Genomic DNA, 18,546 nt, shown 5'->3' on the forward strand with positions numbered 1-18,546 from the left:
ATCAAAAAACGCAAACTTTCCCCGAAGTTTGCGTTTTTTATTGTTTGATAAAGTTAAAATCCCGCTTTCCATAGTCTTCAATGTACTGATATAACACTAATTCCAATAATGCAATCGTTGAAATTTGAGAACTAATTTCAGTTTGGTTAACAGTTACCTGATCCGTAAAAACGTAGAGGTTAACGTCACTTAAATTCTGAATAGTATTATTATCAGCTTCGGTAATCGAAACTATGAAAGGTCTTTGGTGTGAGGCTTCAAAGGAATGCATCATTTCTAAGAATTCACTATTTTGACCATCATAAGAAATAATAAACACTAGGTCATCTTTTTGAACCTGTTTCATAGTTACTTGTCGAAATTCATAGTCCTTGGGATATGTAACCGAAAAACCGGCCATGCTGTATAAATAATAAATATACTCCGTTGCGTACTTACTAATGCCCTTAGCAAACAGGTAAACATTAGGGTGAGTAGCTAAATGGTTAACTATCTCGTTAATTTTAGTTGGTGAAATTACCCGAACAGATTCGGTAATATTTTTTAAATACTCTTCTCGATAATCACGTTGTTGGACGGTAAATGGCATTGGCTTAGTAGCCGTTTGATTATTCAAGACGGTATATTTAATCACGGTGGTAAACTCACTAAATCCAGTAAAACCAATTTTCTTTACAAATCTTAAAAACGTAGCCGTAGAAACAAAGGTTTCAGCAGCCACTTCTCGAATACTTTGGTTTTTCACTTGATCCATATTTTTAACCACGTAATCAAACAGGGCTTGTTCGCTTTTCGTCAATGAACTAATATGGGCGTTAACAATTTCAAAGAAGTTCATCTTTAACTCTCCTTTAAATTACCTGGGACACTCGTTACTAGTGTGTGAATTCCTCCACCCCCAGTTAGAAATTCACGAGCTTTAATGCCAACCACTTCTCGTTCTGGGTATAAATTCATTAATTGTTGCCTAGCTAATTCATCATTGGGATCATCAAATTCCGGAAAAATAATTGCTTTATCAACGGTAATGTAGTTAACGTAAGTGGCCGTTAATCTTTGTCCCATATTTCTTGGTAACATCCCATTAATTGATTCTACGCCCTGCTCTTCTTCTGCCGATAACACTTGAGGAGCTGGCAATTTCATTTTATGAATTTTAAATTTTCTCCCGGCAGCATCGGTTACTTGCTGCAGTTGCTCATAAGCAGCCTGACTAATAGCAGCTTGGGGATCATTAGAATCATCAGTCCAGGAAAGAACTAATTCCCCAGGTCTAACAAAATTGACCAGGTTATCAATATCCCCACCAGCTTCATCTAAGTAAAAACCTTCCTCAAGCCAAATTACTTTTTGGGCGCCAAAATAATCCGCAAAAATTTTTTCAGCCTGTTCTTTAGTCATGTTCTTATTGCGACCTTCAGATAACACTACCTCTTCTGTAGTAATTAAAGTGCCTTGACCATCAACAATAACGGAGCAACCTTCTAGAATCATTGAATTTTGATACACCGCTAAATTATCAATATCCGCTAATTTAACGGAAATTTGATTATCTTTGTCCCATGGAAAATACAAACCATCAGTCAAGCCACCCCAAGCATTAAATTGAAAATCAACACAGCGCACTTCACTATCAGCATTTACTACATAAAACGGACCAGTATCCTTAATAAAAGCATCGTCACTACTCATTTCCATTACTCTGATGTTGTTAGGCAGCATTGCTCTTGCATTTCTATACTGGGATTCATTAACTAACACGGTTGTAGTTTGGTAGCGGTCCAATATTTGTGCTAACTGGACAAGCTGCTTTTGAACTGGCTTACCACCATTACGCCAATTATCCGGACGCTGCGGCCAAATTAAGTATCCCGATTGATGCGGTTCAAATTCTGCTGGTAATCTAAATTGATCTTGAGCTGGAGTTGTATTAGTTACTAATTCCATTATGCAAAATCCCTTCTCAACAAAGCAAGAGTGTCCCAGAAACATATATTTTCTGACACACCCCACTTCATTTATTAACTTTATCTAGAATATTTAGTTACTGCTTATTTGGTAACAACAGTTGCATCACCATTTGCCAGGAAGCCAGAGATATTATCCAAAGAAGTAATGACTGCCTGAGCATCATCTTTGTTTTGAACGAAATCAATTGCGGCTTGCACTTTTGGCAACATGCTCCCCTTAGCGAATTGATCTTCTTGAATATATTGATTTAACTCATCAATTGTAACATGGCTTAAGGCCTTTTGATTTGGTTTATTAAAGTTAACGAAAACATGATCAACAGCCGTTAAGATGATTAATAAATCCGCATCAATTTGTTCTGCCAATTTTTCAGAAGCAAAGTCTTTATCAATTACCGCTTCTCGGCCAGCTAAATGATTACCCTCTTTAACTACCGGAATCCCACCGCCACCAACTGACACTGGAATTACGTTGTTGGCTACTAACGTGTCTACCACTTCTGATTCAACAACGTTAATTGGTTTAGGTGATGGGACCACCCGCCGGTAACCCCGACCTGCGTCTTCTACAAACGTGTAATCTGGATTTTCTTGCCGTTGCTTAGTAACTTCTTCTTCAGTATAAAACGGACCGATGGGTTTAGTTGGGTTAGTAAAGGCTGAGTCATTTTCACTAACTTCCACTTGAGTTACAACAGTAGCCACTGTTTTACTTAAATTATTATTACGTAATTCTTCATCTAAGGCATTTTGGAGCCAATAACCAATGCTTCCTTGCGTCATTGCTACTGCCGTATCAATTGGCATAGCTGGGTTAGTATCGGTGCTTCCCGCAGCTTGTTGTAATAATAAATTACCTACTTGAGGGCCATTACCATGAGAGACAATCAATTCATCGCCGTTTTTAACAAATTCAACTAAATATTTAGCTGTATTTTTTAATGCTTGTTGTTGAGCAGCTGCCGATGCATCTTTGGATAAAATTGCATTTCCGCCTAGTGCCACTACAATTCTTCTTGCCATTTTTTATTTCCTCCACCCGGTTAAGATTAGTGGACCAAAACAGAAGTCCTGGCCCACCTAGTTTACTTATTACCTTCTGGAACTTGTTGAGTAATGCAGTGAATGTTACCGCCACCTAAGAGAATTTCGCGAGCATAAACACCCACAATTTCACGGTCTGGGTACAATTCAGCCAATGTTTCTTTAGCCTTTTCATCCATTGGGTCGCCAAATTGAGGAACAATGATGGCTCCGTTAGCGGTGTAATAGTTAACGTAACTAGCAGCTAACCGGTCTCCTTCTTGACGAGGAAGCGTACCATCAACAGCGTCTACTCCTTCACTTTCTTCTTTGGTGATTTTAACAGGTGATGGAACGTAAAGCTTATCTACCTTAATTTTACGGCCCTTAGCATCAGTAGCATTTTCCAAAATTTCCAAATTTTCCTTAGAAATTTCGTATTGAGGGTCATTTTTATCGTCGGTCCAGGCTAAAACTACTTCACCAGGTTTAACAAAGTTAGCAATGTTATCAACGTGGCCGTTAGTTTCATCAAGGTAAATCCCCTTCTTCAACCAAATGACTTTTTCTAGGTTCAAATGTTCTTTTAAGACGTTTTCAATTTGTTCTTTAGAAAGTTGTGGATTACGACCATCAGATAACAAACATTCTTCAGTAGTGATTAAAGTCCCTTCACCATCAACGTGAATTGAACCACCTTCTAATACGAAGTCATCCAACCGGTAACGATCAGTATGTTCTAATTCAGCCATCTTTTGGGCTACCCGATCGTCTTTATCCCATGGGAAGTATAAGCCATCAACCAAACCGCCCCAAGCATTAAAGGTCCAGTCTACTGCTCTAAGTTGACCTTGTTCGTTTTTAACAAACGTTGCCCCGCAATCACGAATCCATGAATCATCGTTAGAAAGTTCAATGACCTCTACTTCATCAGCTAACATGTGGCGAGCATTGTTAAATTGATCATCATTAACCCCAACGGTAACATGTTCATACTTAGAAATGGCTTTGGCCACTTCAGCAAATGTTTTTTGAGCTGGCTTACCACCATCACGCCAGTTATCTGGGCGTTGAGGCCAAAGCATATATACTCCACGGTGAGGTTCAAATTCGCCGGGCATTCTATATCCATCACGTTTTGGGGTACTATCAAGTGTTTTCATAACTATCTCTCCTTAATTTATATGATTAGCAACCGGTGTACCTACCTTGCTTTTATGCTCGGCATAACGAACAACAATTTCTCCAATGACTACCGTAATAATGACCCCAATCAAAATTGGCATTTTAGCTGAGATTTCTTCTTGGCTGCCATTTAGTGGAACTACCGTCAATACAATGGTTGCTATTAATAAAACTTCTGGAATCCAAGTCATTAGTTGAATCATAAATTTATTACCAGGCACTTTAAATGGCCGTTCATGGTCAGGATCTGAATACCGAAGCTTAAGAAATGCCGGAAACATCATAGTGTAGGAAATCAGAAGGGCAACAACATTCAATGAGAAGAAGGCCCAGAAAATATCTTGGTTAGGAATAAATGGAGCGACTACCACTAAAATGGTACCAACAATTCCGTTTAAATAACCGGTTCCTACTGGCATCCCCTTGGCGTCTTCTTTACCAAAAATAGATGGTAAAACGTGGTCCTTAGCTGCGTAATCCGCAACATAGTTAACTCCTAATGCCCAGGAAACCATTTCTGAAGCTAAGATGTATAAGAACAACACACCAATCAAGATTACAAACCAGTTTAAGTTACCAACCAGTAAGATAAAACTATCGATTAATCCACTGGATGCTGACAATTTATCGGTTGGAATTGCTGCACTCATACCGAATGCTGCGATTAAATAGAAGAAAGCAATTAACGCACCACCATAAATAATCGCTTGTGGAATTTGTTTTTTAGGGTTATCCATATCATCCGCCATTGTGGCAACAACTTCAAATCCTAAAAAGTTAAATATAATTACAGACAGGTTGCTTAAACTTTTAACGTTTAATTGGGGAAGTAAGTTATGTAGCGAAAAGTCATTGGCGACTCCCTTGGTAACTGCCACATAAATACCTAAGATAGCTAATGATGCAATCGTAAATATTTTAGCAAACGCTGCTAAATTCATAATCCATTTACTTTCAGATACTGGCTTGTTACCCACAAATACCACTACCCAAACGAAAATCAATTGCACTATGATTGAAACAGCAGTACTTAAATGCAACCCAAAGATTTTTTCGGCAGTTTGGAAAAACAAAACTGCTAAACTGGCCATCCAAATTGGATAATTAATCCAGTAGAACCAAGCTAATCGGCCACCCCATCTGGCTCCGAAAGCTTGCTTTACCCAATCATAAAGGCCACCATCACCAGCATACGCAGTTCCCAACTCCGAGGAAATCAATCCATAAGGAAGAAAGAACAAGATTAGTAAAAAGATCCACCAAAAGAATTGTGACGTTCCAATTGCTGCCGCTGGAGCTGCTGATTCAACAACCAGAACTACTACTACCGCCATTAAAACTGCATCAAACAACCTGAACTTTTTTTTACCATTTGTCATGATAGAGTCTCCCATCTATAAACCAAGAATTACAGGTATTAGATTAGTTTTTACGGTTGTCAATTGCGTTTCTTAACATAATTTCTAATTCAGCATTGTACTTTTCAGCAACATTTTCAGAAGCATATTCTAATTCTGGGTTTAATAAGTAAACAAAGATTGCACGCATAGCAGTCTTACGGTTACCAGCTTCATCCCAAACAATTGAGTAATCTGAATCAAGAACTTCGTCAGTTACTTCTTCACCACGAGTTGCTGGTAAGCAGTGCATAAATTTAGCATCTGGGGCAGCTTTAGCCATCATGTCAGCAGTTACTTGGTACTTAGGATAGAAGATTCCCATTCTTTCTTCCTTAGGCATTTCGGCATCGTATAATCCGTACCAAACATCGGTGTAAACAAAGTCAGCATCCTTCATTGCTTCGTCTTCATTTTCGGTCATGGTGACACTACCACCGTAACGTTTTGCATTTTCTTTACCAATAGCAACTACATCGTCTTTCATTTGGAAATCTTTAGGACCGTATTGAACAAAATCCATTCCCATCTTAGTAGTCATAAACATAGTAGAAACACAAACCTGAGTTGCATCACCGACAAAGACGATCTTGCAATCACTTAACTTCTTGCCCTTTGGTAGGTGTTCAGTCATAGTAATAATGTCGCCAAGTTCTTGAGTAGGATGGTTGTAGTCACTCATGAAGTTAACCACTGGAACTTTAGCGTATTTAGCAACTTCAGCAACTGTCTTATGACGATCAGTCCGGGCACCAATAATATCTAGGATGCGGCCTAGGACTTGAGAAGTATCTTCGATAGTTTCATGACCACCAAGTTGAATTTGACCTGGGGCAAGGTATTGAGCATGACCACCTAATTCAGTCATAGCTGCTTCAGCAGATGTCCGAGTCCGAGTTGAACTTTGCTCGAAAATCATTCCCAAAGTTTTGTTAGCCAATAGTTGTGGGTAGTAACCGTTATTAATTGATTCTTTGATCTTCAAAGCCAAATCAATCATGTATTGAATTTCTTCTTGAGTGTATGTGTTAGTATCTACAAAGTCGCGTTTTGTCATAATAGGTAATCTCCTTTTTGTCTTTGTTTTAATTTACAAACACATCATAAAAGACTAGCAATTATTTTAAAAGCGTTTTCAAAGCTATTGATACTGGGATTGAGGGAGATGACACGTGTTTCATTTCATGAAACATGTACCACCATTACTAAATCCACTTCTGCTTGAACACTTGAAATTCATTCAATTATACATTGTGAAAGATATAATAATTTCGCTGACACAAATTATCATTTTACAGTTAGACACCTTTTTTAAAATCCAGTATGCTAGAAGAATCGAGAAAAAACAGGAGGTTTTTCCACCTTGGAAGAATTATTTGAAAAAGCACCCATACGACAGGCCTACTTTAAGTTGGCAATGCCCGTCGTAATTAGTATGCTGGCCAGCATGATTTACAACCTAGCCGATACATATTTCGTGTCCTTAACCCAAAATACCGATTTAGTGGCTGGTGTCGCCATTTGTGCGCCTCTCTTTAATTTGATGATCGCTTTAGGCGATATTTTTGGATTAGGTGGCAGTGCCTACATTTCTAGACTCCTCGGGCAACATAAAATTGAATTAGCCCGCCACGTTAGTAGCTGGTGCTTTTACTTTGGTATTTTTAGTAGTATTGCAGTTGCCATTTTAATGTTGATCTTTGAACGACCAATCTTAATGTTAATGGGAGCTACCGCAAGTACTTATGCTTATGCTGCCCAATTTTATCGGATTTTCAACGTGGGAGCTGTCTTAGTAACCATGTCAATCATTCCCGGTAATTTAATGCGAACTGAAGGCCGTGCCCGTGAAACCATGGTGGCTACGGTATTAGGTATCGTAATTAACGTTATTTTTGACCCCTTATTTATTTTAGGATTTCATATGGGAGCCGCTGGAGCTGCCTTAGCCAACTTATTAGGCTACCTGCTCTCTGATGCTTTATTAGTAGTTTACATTATCAAACGCTGTCGGGTTATCACTGTTGATTGGCGTAAAATGAGTTTACAACGAGACTCTGTCTGGCAAGTATTAATCATCGGAATTCCCGCTTCGGTAACCAATCTAATGATCAGCTACCAAACTGCCCTGTTCAATAACTACTTAGCCCGTTATGGTGCAGATCAGGTGGCCGCTTTAGGAATCGCCACGAAAGTTTCACAAGTGGTTAATGCCATCATGGTGGGCTTTGCCTTTGGCGCCCAACCATTAGTGGGTTACAACTACGGGGCTAAAAACCATAAACGGCTTCAGGCTATTATTCGATTTGATATTATTGTCGAAGTTCTCTGGTCCTTAGTTATGGCTTCTCTGATGATTTTAGTTGCTCCTTGGATTGTAAGTCTCTTCTTAAAGAATCCTAATGTTATTCATTATGGAACTCAGTTACTTAGAATCTTGCTAGTAACCACTCCATTCGCCGGCGCTATCTTGGTTTATACCACCGTTTTTCAATCCACGGCTCAAGCTTTCAACGCATTAGTCATGTCCGTTTCCCGGCAGGGCGTTTTCTTCACTATCGCGATTGTGATTGGTAACTTATTATTTGGTTATAACGGAATTATTTGGTCCCAAGCAGTTGCTGACGTTTTGACGGCTGCCTTAGGTTGGTATTTATATCGCCGTCAAGTTCGCAAAGTAAATCAAGCATTATAAATTATAAAAAGGCAGACTACCCAAAAGGTAATCTGCCTTTTCTAATTTACCATTACTTCGGCTACTAATAAGCCACCACCAAATACCAATAAGAATACTACTACCGGCCAAACAAATTTCAACCAATGAGAATATTTCATATCAAGCATTTGCAACGTTGCCATTACCAATCCGGTAGGAGCTAAGAAGAGCATTGCATATTGACCAAATTGATAGGCCGTCACTACCGCATACCGTGGAATATTTACCGTATCAGCTAATGGCGCCATAATTGGCATTGATAATACTGCCAATCCTGAGGATGATGGAACAATAAACCCAAGAACGAAGAAGATTGCCAACATAACCAAGATGAAAGCTGGACCACTCATTTTGGCAACTAATGACGAAGAGAAGTTCAGCATGGTATCTGAAATCATCCCGTTATTCAATACCAAGTTAATCCCCCGTGCTAAACCAATAATTAAGGATACCCCAACTAAACTCGAAGCTCCTTCCACAAAGGCATCTACTACTCCCTTTTCTCCCAAACCATTTGGTCCGGTAGCAGTTAAAAACATAATTATAATTGCAAAGAACAGAAATGATGAAGCCATGGTTGGGAACCACCAGCCCTGGCTCATAACGCCCCAGACCATGATGGGAAAGGTAACTACGAACAAGACTAGGATAATTTTCTTTCTTAAGGAAAATGTGCTTTCAATTACTTCGTTGTTACCAGGAACCACTGACCACATTTTGTCAAACGATTCATGGTCTTCATAAGAATACGAAAATTCTGGGTGAGCTTTAACCTTATTGCTATACCAATAAAGGTAAGTTACTACAAAGATGGTTCCGACAATACAACCAAAAACGCGCCACATCATCCCTTCAGTAAAATTAATCCCCGCAGCATTGGACGCAATTACAACAGAGAATGGATTAATAGTCGAAAACGCAGTTCCTACCGAACTAGCAAGAAAAATCGCTCCCACGCAGACTATCGAATCATATCCCATCGCTATAAAGATCGGAACCAGAATTGGATAAAAGGCCACCGCTTCTTCAATCCCACAAAGTGTGCCTCCCAAAACCATTAAAACGGCCACCAAGAAAATCAATAAAAATTCGTGTCCTTTTGTCTTTTTCGTCAAAGCTAACAGACCAGATTCAAACGCACCACTAGCTTTAACTACTCCAATCAAACCACCCAAAACAAAAATGAAAACCATAATATCCACGGCTTCAATTGTTCCGTTAACCATACTACCCGTAACTGCTCCTAGGCTTGCTGGACGCTGCTTCAACCGTTCATATGTATTCGGGATAGAAACGGCGTCTGTAATTCCGCCGCTTTTGAACTGACTGATTTTAATTTTAACCCCAAGTTTGTCCAACTCTGCTTGGGTTGCAGGCAATTTTTCTACTTCACCGTGAGGTTTAGTTACCACCAGCTGAGAATTAGACTGATTATAAGTCAGCTTGGAATAGGAACCGGCAGGAACAATCCACGTTGCCATCACAGCCACAATGGTTAAAATAAACAGAATCACGAAAGCTCCTGGCATTTTCAACTTAAATCGTTTCTTCTTACCCGTTTTGGACATGGTTAAACACTCCTTCTCAAAATAATTAAAGCGCTTTCAATAATATTGAAAAATAATTGCGTTTCCACTTTAATTATATTATGTTTGTGCTTAAACACGCGTTAACTATTTATCAAACTCAATGTATTTTATTTATCATTAAAAAAGCGTCTCCCTGAACTATTTAGGAGACGCTCGTTTTATTTAGTTTGGCATTTCAATAACCACTTTACCAACGGTGTGGCCGGCATTAGAGTACTCAAATGCAGATTGAATTTGCGCTAATGGATAAGTTCGATCAATAATTGGTTTCACTTTACCAGCTTCAACTAACCGGGTCAATTCTCGTAACTACCTACAGCAACTACTTCACCAGCCATGTCATTTCCTAAAGTTACCGGATACTGAACGGTTCCAGGAGACAGCAACCCTACCGTCGCGAATTTCTGGTCCACTGGATTAATACTTGCCGCTGCTACCTTTACTAATAACTCATTGGGTTTAATCTTTGGAACAACTATTTCGGTCAATTGGGGAGTAGCTCGTTTATTTTTTGCCACAAAAGCCTGCATTGTTTTAGTCATTACGATTATTAATCTCCTTTAAAGCGTCCAAGCTAGCAAGTAACTGCGTTAATTTTGCAAAATTAGTATGAATATCCGCAAAATAAAAGTTCATTGATCCTTCTTTACGCATAGTAACCAATTTTGAGTCCTTTAAAATTTTTAAGTGATGAGAAACTGCTGGTCGCTACAAATTTACCGCTTCAGTAATATCGCCCACCCTCAGCCCAGTTGTACAGCTGGTATCACATAGAGTTAGTAAAATATTTTGCCGGTTAACGTCCCCAAGGCTTCTAACATAGGTTGGCAGTCAGTAAAGGAATCTTTTAATTGCTGAACAGATTCTTGATTGGCCATTATCATCGTCCTCCTAAAATGTTGGTTCATCAGTTTAAACCAGTGATCCAAAATGCTGAACTCATCTTACGACTTCCTAGATTAGCAAACAACCTTGAGAAAGAAATTCAAGACGGGTTTAAGCAAATAAAAAAGCCATAGCAGCTTTCCATTATGGCTTTAAATATTTAACTGCGTTTTCGATTTCTAAATTCTAACCATCCAAATCCAATCAATCCTAGCAAGGACAATAGTAGTCCCGCTTTGATACCCGGAGCTTGGTAAGCTAACTTCACTTGATTAGTTCCACTAGTTAAAGGAACGGCCGTTAGCCCTCCCAATACTGATTTAAGCTCCACTGATTTTCCGTTGACAGTTGCGTGCCAACCACTGTCAATCGGAATAGGAAGGTAGTAATACTGACCACTATTGGCCTTAATTTTAAATTGAAGGTGTGAATCATTTCCTACTTTACGAATCACCGCACTAGGGTGTTGCTTGAGAGTTTTACGAATGTTTTGATTATTTAGCATTACAAATCTAATACGCTTATTGGTCCGATCACGTGCCCGTGTCTTAACAATAACCGTTTGTCCCTTACGGAAATGACCAATCAGATAAAATCTTCGAGTCCCTTTTCTGAAATTATAGAGCGGCTTACCGTTTACAGTAGTCCGACCATAATTAATTCCGTAACTTTGCGCATCCAAATACAGTTTACCGGTACGATTAATCTTAATTCGTTCCACGTGTTGATAATGGTATCGTGATCTAGTCTTTAAATCAGTAACTTGATCAATCACCTTAGGCAACATTATAAACTTCGTGTTCTTATTGTCTAAACTGGTCATAATGTCATTTAAATTATCAGAGATAAACGGTTGCTTACCTGATACCTTAGTGAAAGCCACTGGTACCGTCATCCCGGTTCCTTGATATTCTGGAATTCGGTGAACAGCGCCTTTAGTGGTGACATTATATTTGGCTCCCAGTATTGCTGACATCGGATTAACTAATCCCATATTGCTAACTCGCCGAGCATTTCTAACGTAAGCTCCAAAGTTATTTAATAAATCAATATCTTGCACGGTTAACGTAGAGGTATATGAAGAGACATCAGAAAAGTTAAAGAGCGCGCTGTCATTATAGTTACGATAGCGTTGTAGAGCCACATTAATATTTCGGTTTTTACTAATTGCCCGAACCAAATTAGAAGTATTGGCTACTGGTTGAAATTGCATCGTTTCCTTTTGATATTGCCGTTCATAATTAGCCTGATTACCAAATTGAAAACCATGCATTCCAGAATAAAAGTTAGCAAATAATTCTCCGGCAACCATACCAACTAAAACAACCTGGGCTACCCGCTTAGAAAGCCAAAATAACACAATTGTTAAGACCACTACATAACCACAATTAATCGTTAGCTTAACAAGAGTATCAACATTTTCAATAGGAATTCCACCATCTGTGAGCTTTGGTCCCCACTTTGCGGCTACAAATCCAACTGATAACGCCGCAATTAATCCACCAGGAATTAACCACCGCCACTTGCCAGTGATTTGACGGATTCCAGCTTGCCAAACTTGAAATGCCAGCATAACTGCAAAAAAGCTATAAAAGAAAACATTCCGGAACGGAAAACCAACTGGTTCTTGAAGCATATGCCATACCAGATTCAAGGGAGTAATCCACATAGTAAGTAATAATACTAGCAACATTACAAGAGCGGTTCTTTTATAAATACGTGAAATAGCTGGATGAACAAAATAAAATAATACTAGTAAAGCTACAAACAACGAGCTATAAATTGTCGGAGCATGCACTAAATGACTGTTAAAGTTTGTTCCACCCATTCCTAATTGGGTCAAAATATCTAGTCCAAATTGGTTCCACGGTAAATTTTGATTAGTATTTACTTTAGCAGTTTTAAACATTTCTAATGCGGTAGGTAATAAAACCACCATCGATGTTAATGCACTCAAAATACCGATTTGAAGGACTTTGCCGATAAATGACCATGCATTTTTCAAAGTCGATTTGATAGATTGCGTTTCTTCTCGATTAGCAAATACCAGATAAACTGCATACAAACCTACAAATATACAAGTCATATAACCTAAATAGTAATTAGTAATAATCGATACTGATAACCATCCAAATAGCATTCCAAATTTTCTATTACGGTACAGTTGATCCACACCTGTAATAATTAAAGGTAGCCAGATCAAAGAATCTAACCACATTAAATTAAAGTAATTAGTAGCTACAAATCCACAGAGACTATAAGCATTGGCAAATAAAACCGTGGCCCAGCTTTGAGTTTCAAAGTGGCGTTGCAAAAAATAATTCATTGCTACTGCACTAAGTCCAATTTTTAAAATAATAACTAACGTTATAAAAATCGGCACTTGTGAGGATTTAAAGAAAATCAGTAACAGATTAAACGGACTCATCAAATAATAGGAAATTAATGCGACTAGGTTACTTCCAATACCAACGTTGAATGAGTATAAACTCAACGTATGCGTTTTTAACATGTGCTGTAACATCGTCAAAAACGGCGAGTATTGGGCCCCCACATCACTAGCTAATAAGTTACGGTTGCCAAAAGGTGTCACATGATTAATTGCCATCACTGCAATCATAATCAATATACTTAATAACCCCGCAGCTCCCATTAACATAAATTTGTTAGTTTTATTTTTAGTCATTATTTCCTCCAACATAGATCGTGTTCTTCAAAAGTTAAACAAACTCCTTAATATAGTCTAGAAGGCTTAATTATATGGCCTAAGTTAACTAATACCAATAACATTTACTAGTTTTTAATTATTTTTTTGGTAATTCGCCCCCATTATAAACTAAAAGAAGAGTGGTAGCGGCCTTAATTAAGCCATTATCACTCTTCTTAAGATTCACCGTAGGTCATTAGAAGAATCGTCCATATCAGTTTCTCCCAATACCCGTTTTAAATTCGCAATTCGTTCATCCAATGGAGGATGATCATCCATCATCCGCGACCACCATGAACGTTGATTATTTTTGCCAAACAATGGCTCCACTAAATATAATCCGGCAGCTTGTGGGGACAAAATTTTAGCAGCCGGTTGTGGCTCTTGTAATTTTTCTAGTGCACTAATCAACCCTTGGGGATTGCTAGTTAATTCCGCACCAGACACGTCCGCTAACGCTTCTCGTTTTCTGGATAGGAATTTTTCTAGTAGGTAACTAATCGGCAAGCCTACAACTACAATGACAAAGCCAATTGCCATCAAAGCAACTCCAATCATCGCTGAACTGTTGCCTTCTCGATCGTCATCACTGCTAAAGCCACCGAAGTACGACATTGATTGTCCCACTCGAACTAAACCGTAGCCCATTAAGCTAATAAACCCAACCAAAGCAATTGAGAGGGTAGTGACCCGAATATCATAGTTTTTCACGTGACTCATTTCGTGAGCGACTACCCCTTCTAATTCTTCACGATCCATGATATCTAGTAGACCTTGAGTTACCGAAACACTAGCCTTAGCAGGACTCATTCCGGTAGCAAACGCATTCGGAGAAGCATCCGGTACTACAAATACCCGTGGCATTGGCATCCCCGCTGCTAAGCTCAATTCAGTTACAATATTGTAAACCTGCTTATATTGCGGATCGGTCGTATCTTCTGGAATTTCTTGGCCTTTATTCATGCGTACAATTTCCATCCCACCCTGCCAGTAACGATACAAGATGTACAGTACCAGAATTACTTCTAACCAAATCAGCGAACTGATCATACTATTTAAATCACCACCGGTGAAAAAGTAAGCTAACACCACAAAAATGACATTGATTAGCAGTAAGAAAACTGCAATTGTCCACGCAGACCGCCGTTTATTAGCAGTCACTTGGGCCCCTAAAGTATCTAATCTAGCCAATCAAATCACCTCAGAACTTAACTTCTGGGACTTTTTCAGTCGCTGGGTCAGTAGGAAGTTGGTCTCGTTTAGTAAAGTGGAACATGCCTGCAAATAAGTTAGCAGGGAATGATTGAATTCGAGTGTTGTAGTCTCGAACCACCCGGTTGAAGTTAGTCCGGCTAGCAGCTACTCGGTTTTCAGTACTAGTCAGTTCTTCTTGAAGTTGACTGAAGTTTTGGGAAGCCTGCAAGTTAGGATAGTTTTCTGCAATGGCAAACAAACGTCCAAGACCGGCACTAGCTGCATCACTGGCTTTAACCCGTTGAGCCAAATCCGCATTATCATCAGCCATGGTAGCAGCATCACTTTCCAAGTTATCAAGAGTGGAACCATTGGTACCTTCATTTCTAGCAGCAATGGTATCCATAAATGTATCGTGTTCATGCTTGGCATAACCCTTAACCGTGTTCACCAAGTTAGGAATCAAATCGGCCCGTCGTTTGAGTTGCACCCCAATTTGGCTCTCCGCTTCATCCACGGAGTTTCTGGCACTAACCATGCCGTTATAAATTAAAATTGCTGCTATCACAATAACAGCAATGATTACGATCGCAATTATCAATTTAGATCCTTCTTTCTACATATCTTTAGTTGAGCTTAGTGTAACAAGCCCCACTACATGGAGCAAGTTAAACTAATAAAATCATTTATTCCAAGGAGCTACATGCAGCATCCACTCAATTCCATACTCATCAGTGAAGATTCCTAACTTACCACCCCAGAATTGATCAGTATATGGCATAGTAATTTGAACCAGTCCACTAACTTTAACGCGGTCATAAAATTCAGCCGCCGCTTTAACACTCTCTTCATCGTTAGCATCCAAATCCAACATAACGGAAACTTGGTTACCAATTCGTAGCGCTCCAGAAAAGGAATCGGCACACACAAAGTGGCTACCTAAAACGTCAAAACCGCCATTCATGGTGATGTTGTCCAGGTTAGCGTTCTCAGGCAAATGTAGCACCTTAGCTTGTTGCTCATCTGGACTCACCCGAAACACATTGGTCGCCCCAAAAACTTCTTGGTAATATTCAATCGCTTCTCTAGCATTAATAAAGTGAAAATAGGCGTACATTTGTGATTGCATGTTAACTTCCTCCTTGTATTAATAACTTCTTCATTATCTCAAAACTAATCATAATAACAAGTTTCTGCGCTGACTTAACACCAAGCTTAATTCTTTTTTGACAAATCTAAACAAAAAGGAGTAAATTAAATACTTACAATTACTTAGTTAAAAACAAAGCGAGGTCGTTTTTATGGAAACTCAAGCTGCGATCAATCATCGCCGTGCCATTCGGGACTTTCAGTCCACCCCTGTTCCCCAAGCTGACTTAATCGATATCGTCAGAGACGCCCAACGAACTCCATCCTGGGGCAATTCCCAACCCTGGAAAGTTTATATCGCTACTGGCGACAGTTTGGCAGAATACAAACGCCGGTTTCAAAGCTTAAATGAAGCTAACAAGAAGCCGAAAGCCTTCTTAGAAACTATGGCACAAGGTCAATGGCATCCTAAGGAACAAGTCAATATGGCCAAATGGAACGTGCAACTTGCCCAGACTTTAGATGGCATGCAATACATCTATTCTAACAGTCAGTACGCATTATATAATGCTCCAGCGATCGCAATTTTGACCATTCCCAAAAACAGTTTAGCCTGGTCTGTTTACGACCTGGGCGCCTTCGCTCAAACATTGATGCTAGCAGCCACGGATCGTGGAATTGCCACCGTGCCATCCTACGAATTCGTTAAGTATCCTGAACTGGCTTACGGCGTACTAGACGTTCCCACTAAAGAAGCGGTTGCCATGGGCATCGGATTAGGTTACGTTGACGATACTCGCCAAATCAACCAACTGCACACCGATCGCGAACCGGTTAGCGATGTCCTAAAAATCTTAGATTAATAACCCCCGTTTCCTTGACACCTCAAGCATTAGGGGACTTTTTATAATTACAAAAATAGGCTTTAACCCGCAAAAATGGGTTAAAGCCTATTTTGATTTAGTCGTAGTTCAAATGTTTATCTTGATCCAAAGCGTTAATCTTTTTAATATCATCAGCGTCCAACTTAAAATCAAAGATATCAATATTCTCTTTGATTCGAGCTGGTTTGCTGGACTTAGGAAAGACCACGAAGTCAGTATCAATTTGCCAACGCAAAACTACCTGAGCAGGAGTCTTACCGTACTTATCAGCAAGTTCCACAATGACCGGATCTTCTAAAATCAAGTGGCCGTGACCGATTGGAGAATAGCCTTCGTTAACAATACCGTTGGCAGTATCAAAAGCCCCTAGCTCTGCTTGAGTTTTGTAAGGATGGCGTTCAATTTGGTTAACCATTGGTTTAATTTCAGCCATATCAAAAACTTGTTTTAATTGATCTTCTGAGAAGTTAGAAACCCCAATGGCACGAACTTTCTTTTGTTTGTAGAGGGTTTCTAAGGCCTTCCAAGTATCTAGTGACAATTGGAAGTTATCTTCGTTAGGCCAGTGAATTAAGTATAAATCTAAATAATCAACTTGAAGGTCATTAATGGCTTTATCAAAAGCTTTTAACGTACTTTCATAACCTTGATCAGTATTCCAAACCTTGGAAGTTAAGAATAAATCTTCTCTAGCAACATCAGTTTGGCTTAACACGTCACCAATTTCTGCTTGATTGCCGTAAATTTCGGCAAAGTCAAAGTGCCGGTAACCAGCATCCAAGGCAGTTTGCATCATGTCTTTAACATCGGCCTTATCAATTAGGTAGGTTCCAAACCCCATCATAGGGATGGTAACCCCGTTACTTAAAGTTTGATTTTCCATAATCTACTTCCTTTCCAAGTAAAACCACTATCAGAACTTGTAGGTATATTATAAATACCGTTTTACCTAAATGGCAATAAGGCACATTTTTGTGCCCTCCATTATCATAGGACGTTTTTACAGCACATCTAACGGTTGTTTTCTAGTTGGCGTTGGGTACTTTGCTTGAATCAGTTGCCACTCATCCGCGGTCAATTCTAACTTAGCCGCGGCCAAATTATTTTGAACGTGGTCTGCACTGCTAGATTGCGGAATAGCCAACGTTTCGCCGTTTCGAATTACCCACGCTAATAGTAATTGGAAAACAGAAACGTGGTGGGCAGCCGCAATTTCGTTAAGCAATGGATCAGCAGTTAAATCATTGCCTAAACTATCTCCCTGAGCTACGGGGGAATAAGCAATCACCGGTAACTGATGAGCCTGCAGCCACGGAACCAAATCGTATTCGATTCCCCGTGACCCCAGATTGTATAGCACCTCGTTAGTCACACATTGGTCGCCATCCGGAACCTGCCAAAGTTCCTGCATATCACTAGTATCAAAATTGGAAACACCCCAATGCCGAATCTTGCCGGCCTTTTGGGCCCGTTGCATTGCCAAAACCGTTTCCGCTAACGGAATATTACCGGTCCAATGTAGTAAATACAAATCCAAATAATCCACACCTAACCGGTTTAAGCTAGCGTCCAAACTCTTAGGCAACAAATCCTCAGAAGCATTCCAGGGATACACCTTAGAAATTAAATACAGTTTCTGCCGCTCAACTGGCTGAATGGCTTCCCCTACTAATGTTTCGGATCGCCCTTCGCCATACATTTCAGCCGTATCAATCGCCAACGTCCCTAACTCCGTCCCGGTTTGAATTCCGGACCGCAAGGCCGCAATTTCGGTGGCTCGGTGCTGCGGTTCATCACCCATATGCCAAGTTCCTAGTCCAATCGGCAGTACCGCTTGGCCTTTAAAATTAACCATGTTCATACTATCACCCCACTATTTTTAATGAAGCCGTTTCCCTTAGTATAGT

General features: G+C 39.6%; 17 protein-coding genes. 2 read left to right on the plus strand and 15 right to left on the minus strand.

Annotation, left to right across the window (positions count from 1 at the left end; all coding sequences use genetic code 11):
* Positions 1-37 precede the first annotated feature (37 nt).
* The 6 genes from FC56_RS00690 to ptcA form a co-directional block, all read right to left on the minus strand.
* On the minus strand, positions 38-838 hold the full coding sequence (locus FC56_RS00690) for a MurR/RpiR family transcriptional regulator (protein WP_054671150.1): 801 nt from the start codon (positions 836-838) through the stop codon (positions 38-40).
* A gap of 2 nt (positions 839-840) precedes the next feature.
* The gene (gene aguA, locus FC56_RS00695) at positions 841-1,947 is read right to left on the minus strand and encodes an agmatine deiminase (RefSeq protein ID WP_056977322.1); all 1,107 of its coding nucleotides are present in this window, start codon (positions 1,945-1,947) and stop codon (positions 841-843) included.
* Positions 1,948-2,051: 104 nt separating this feature from the next.
* Positions 2,052-2,993, minus strand: coding sequence for a carbamate kinase (arcC, locus tag FC56_RS00700; protein WP_056977324.1), 942 nt, complete (start codon positions 2,991-2,993; stop codon positions 2,052-2,054).
* A 62-nt stretch (positions 2,994-3,055) separates the two neighbouring features.
* Complete coding sequence (aguA, locus tag FC56_RS00705; protein ID WP_056977327.1) at positions 3,056-4,156, minus strand: agmatine deiminase; 1,101 nt, start codon at positions 4,154-4,156, stop codon at positions 3,056-3,058.
* Positions 4,157-4,168: 12 nt separating this feature from the next.
* A complete protein-coding gene (locus FC56_RS00710; RefSeq protein ID WP_056977329.1) occupies positions 4,169-5,557 on the minus strand; it encodes an APC family permease in 1,389 nt (462 codons plus the stop codon).
* Between the two features lie 43 nt (positions 5,558-5,600).
* On the minus strand, positions 5,601-6,632 hold the full coding sequence (gene ptcA, locus FC56_RS00715) for a putrescine carbamoyltransferase (protein ID WP_054671161.1): 1,032 nt from the start codon (positions 6,630-6,632) through the stop codon (positions 5,601-5,603).
* Between the two features lie 306 nt (positions 6,633-6,938).
* Here ptcA and FC56_RS00720 point away from each other — a divergent pair, with 306 nt between their 5' ends.
* On the plus strand, positions 6,939-8,270 hold the full coding sequence (locus FC56_RS00720; protein ID WP_056977331.1) for an MATE family efflux transporter: 1,332 nt from the start codon (positions 6,939-6,941) through the stop codon (positions 8,268-8,270).
* 41 nt (positions 8,271-8,311) lie between these two features.
* On the opposite strand, the gene FC56_RS00725 is transcribed toward FC56_RS00720, so the two are convergent.
* The 7 genes from FC56_RS00725 to FC56_RS00750 all read right to left on the minus strand — a co-directional run bounded on the left by FC56_RS00725 (position 8,312) and on the right by FC56_RS00750 (position 15,795).
* Complete coding sequence (locus tag FC56_RS00725) at positions 8,312-9,859, minus strand: YfcC family protein (protein ID WP_056977333.1); 1,548 nt, start codon at positions 9,857-9,859, stop codon at positions 8,312-8,314.
* Between the two features lie 183 nt (positions 9,860-10,042).
* Entirely contained in the window at positions 10,043-10,180 is a 138-nt protein-coding gene (locus tag FC56_RS07965) for a zinc-binding dehydrogenase (RefSeq protein ID WP_082620530.1), read from the minus strand.
* A complete protein-coding gene (locus FC56_RS00730) occupies positions 10,177-10,422 on the minus strand; it encodes an alcohol dehydrogenase catalytic domain-containing protein (protein ID WP_054671165.1) in 246 nt (81 codons plus the stop codon). The genes FC56_RS07965 and FC56_RS00730 overlap by 4 nt, the downstream gene beginning before the upstream one ends.
* Before the next feature lie 503 nt (positions 10,423-10,925).
* Positions 10,926-13,451, minus strand: a complete 2,526-nt coding sequence (locus FC56_RS00735; RefSeq protein ID WP_056977336.1) for a YfhO family protein — start codon at positions 13,449-13,451, stop codon at positions 10,926-10,928.
* 204 nt (positions 13,452-13,655) lie between these two features.
* Positions 13,656-14,663 carry a M48 family metallopeptidase gene (locus FC56_RS00740; protein WP_056977338.1) on the minus strand — a complete coding sequence of 336 codons (1,008 nt, stop codon included), beginning with the start codon at positions 14,661-14,663 and terminating at the stop codon, positions 13,656-13,658.
* Positions 14,664-14,673: 10 nt separating this feature from the next.
* Positions 14,674-15,267, minus strand: a complete 594-nt coding sequence (locus FC56_RS00745) for a LemA family protein (RefSeq protein ID WP_054671175.1) — start codon at positions 15,265-15,267, stop codon at positions 14,674-14,676.
* Between the two features lie 81 nt (positions 15,268-15,348).
* Positions 15,349-15,795 carry a VOC family protein gene (locus FC56_RS00750; RefSeq protein ID WP_056977340.1) on the minus strand — a complete coding sequence of 149 codons (447 nt, stop codon included), beginning with the start codon at positions 15,793-15,795 and terminating at the stop codon, positions 15,349-15,351.
* A 172-nt stretch (positions 15,796-15,967) separates the two neighbouring features.
* On the opposite strand from FC56_RS00750, the gene FC56_RS00755 reads away from it, so the two are divergent.
* Complete coding sequence (locus FC56_RS00755; RefSeq protein WP_056977342.1) at positions 15,968-16,618, plus strand: nitroreductase; 651 nt, start codon at positions 15,968-15,970, stop codon at positions 16,616-16,618.
* 97 nt (positions 16,619-16,715) lie between these two features.
* On the opposite strand, the gene FC56_RS00760 is transcribed toward FC56_RS00755, so the two are convergent.
* Entirely contained in the window at positions 16,716-17,522 is an 807-nt protein-coding gene (locus FC56_RS00760) for an aldo/keto reductase (RefSeq protein ID WP_056977344.1), read from the minus strand.
* Positions 17,523-17,639: 117 nt separating this feature from the next.
* Complete coding sequence (locus FC56_RS00765) at positions 17,640-18,500, minus strand: aldo/keto reductase (RefSeq protein ID WP_056977346.1); 861 nt, start codon at positions 18,498-18,500, stop codon at positions 17,640-17,642.
* Positions 18,501-18,546: the final 46 nt, after the last annotated feature.

Source organism: Lentilactobacillus senioris DSM 24302 = JCM 17472 (assembly GCF_001436555.1).
Taxonomy (GTDB): Bacteria; Bacillota; Bacilli; order Lactobacillales; family Lactobacillaceae; genus Lentilactobacillus; species Lentilactobacillus senioris.

Coding starts and splice junctions, on each gene's coding strand:
- FC56_RS00760 (WP_056977344.1), bottom strand. CDS start 17,522: ATGGAAAATCAAACTTTAAGTAACGGGGTTACCATCCCTATGATGGGG.
- arcC (WP_056977324.1), bottom strand. CDS start 2,993: ATGGCAAGAAGAATTGTAGTGGCACTAGGCGGAAATGCAATTTTATCC.
- FC56_RS00750 (WP_056977340.1), bottom strand. CDS start 15,795: ATGCAATCACAAATGTACGCCTATTTTCACTTTATTAATGCTAGAGAA.
- FC56_RS00710 (WP_056977329.1), bottom strand. CDS start 5,557: ATGACAAATGGTAAAAAAAAGTTCAGGTTGTTTGATGCAGTTTTAATG.
- FC56_RS00725 (WP_056977333.1), bottom strand. CDS start 9,859: ATGTCCAAAACGGGTAAGAAGAAACGATTTAAGTTGAAAATGCCAGGA.
- aguA (WP_056977322.1), bottom strand. CDS start 1,947: ATGGAATTAGTAACTAATACAACTCCAGCTCAAGATCAATTTAGATTA.
- FC56_RS00690 (WP_054671150.1), bottom strand. CDS start 838: ATGAACTTCTTTGAAATTGTTAACGCCCATATTAGTTCATTGACGAAA.
- aguA (WP_056977327.1), bottom strand. CDS start 4,156: ATGAAAACACTTGATAGTACCCCAAAACGTGATGGATATAGAATGCCC.
- FC56_RS00765 (WP_056977346.1), bottom strand. CDS start 18,500: ATGAACATGGTTAATTTTAAAGGCCAAGCGGTACTGCCGATTGGACTA.
- ptcA (WP_054671161.1), bottom strand. CDS start 6,632: ATGACAAAACGCGACTTTGTAGATACTAACACATACACTCAAGAAGAA.
- FC56_RS00735 (WP_056977336.1), bottom strand. CDS start 13,451: ATGACTAAAAATAAAACTAACAAATTTATGTTAATGGGAGCTGCGGGG.
- FC56_RS00755 (WP_056977342.1), top strand. CDS start 15,968: ATGGAAACTCAAGCTGCGATCAATCATCGCCGTGCCATTCGGGACTTT.
- FC56_RS00730 (WP_054671165.1), bottom strand. CDS start 10,422: ATGACTAAAACAATGCAGGCTTTTGTGGCAAAAAATAAACGAGCTACT.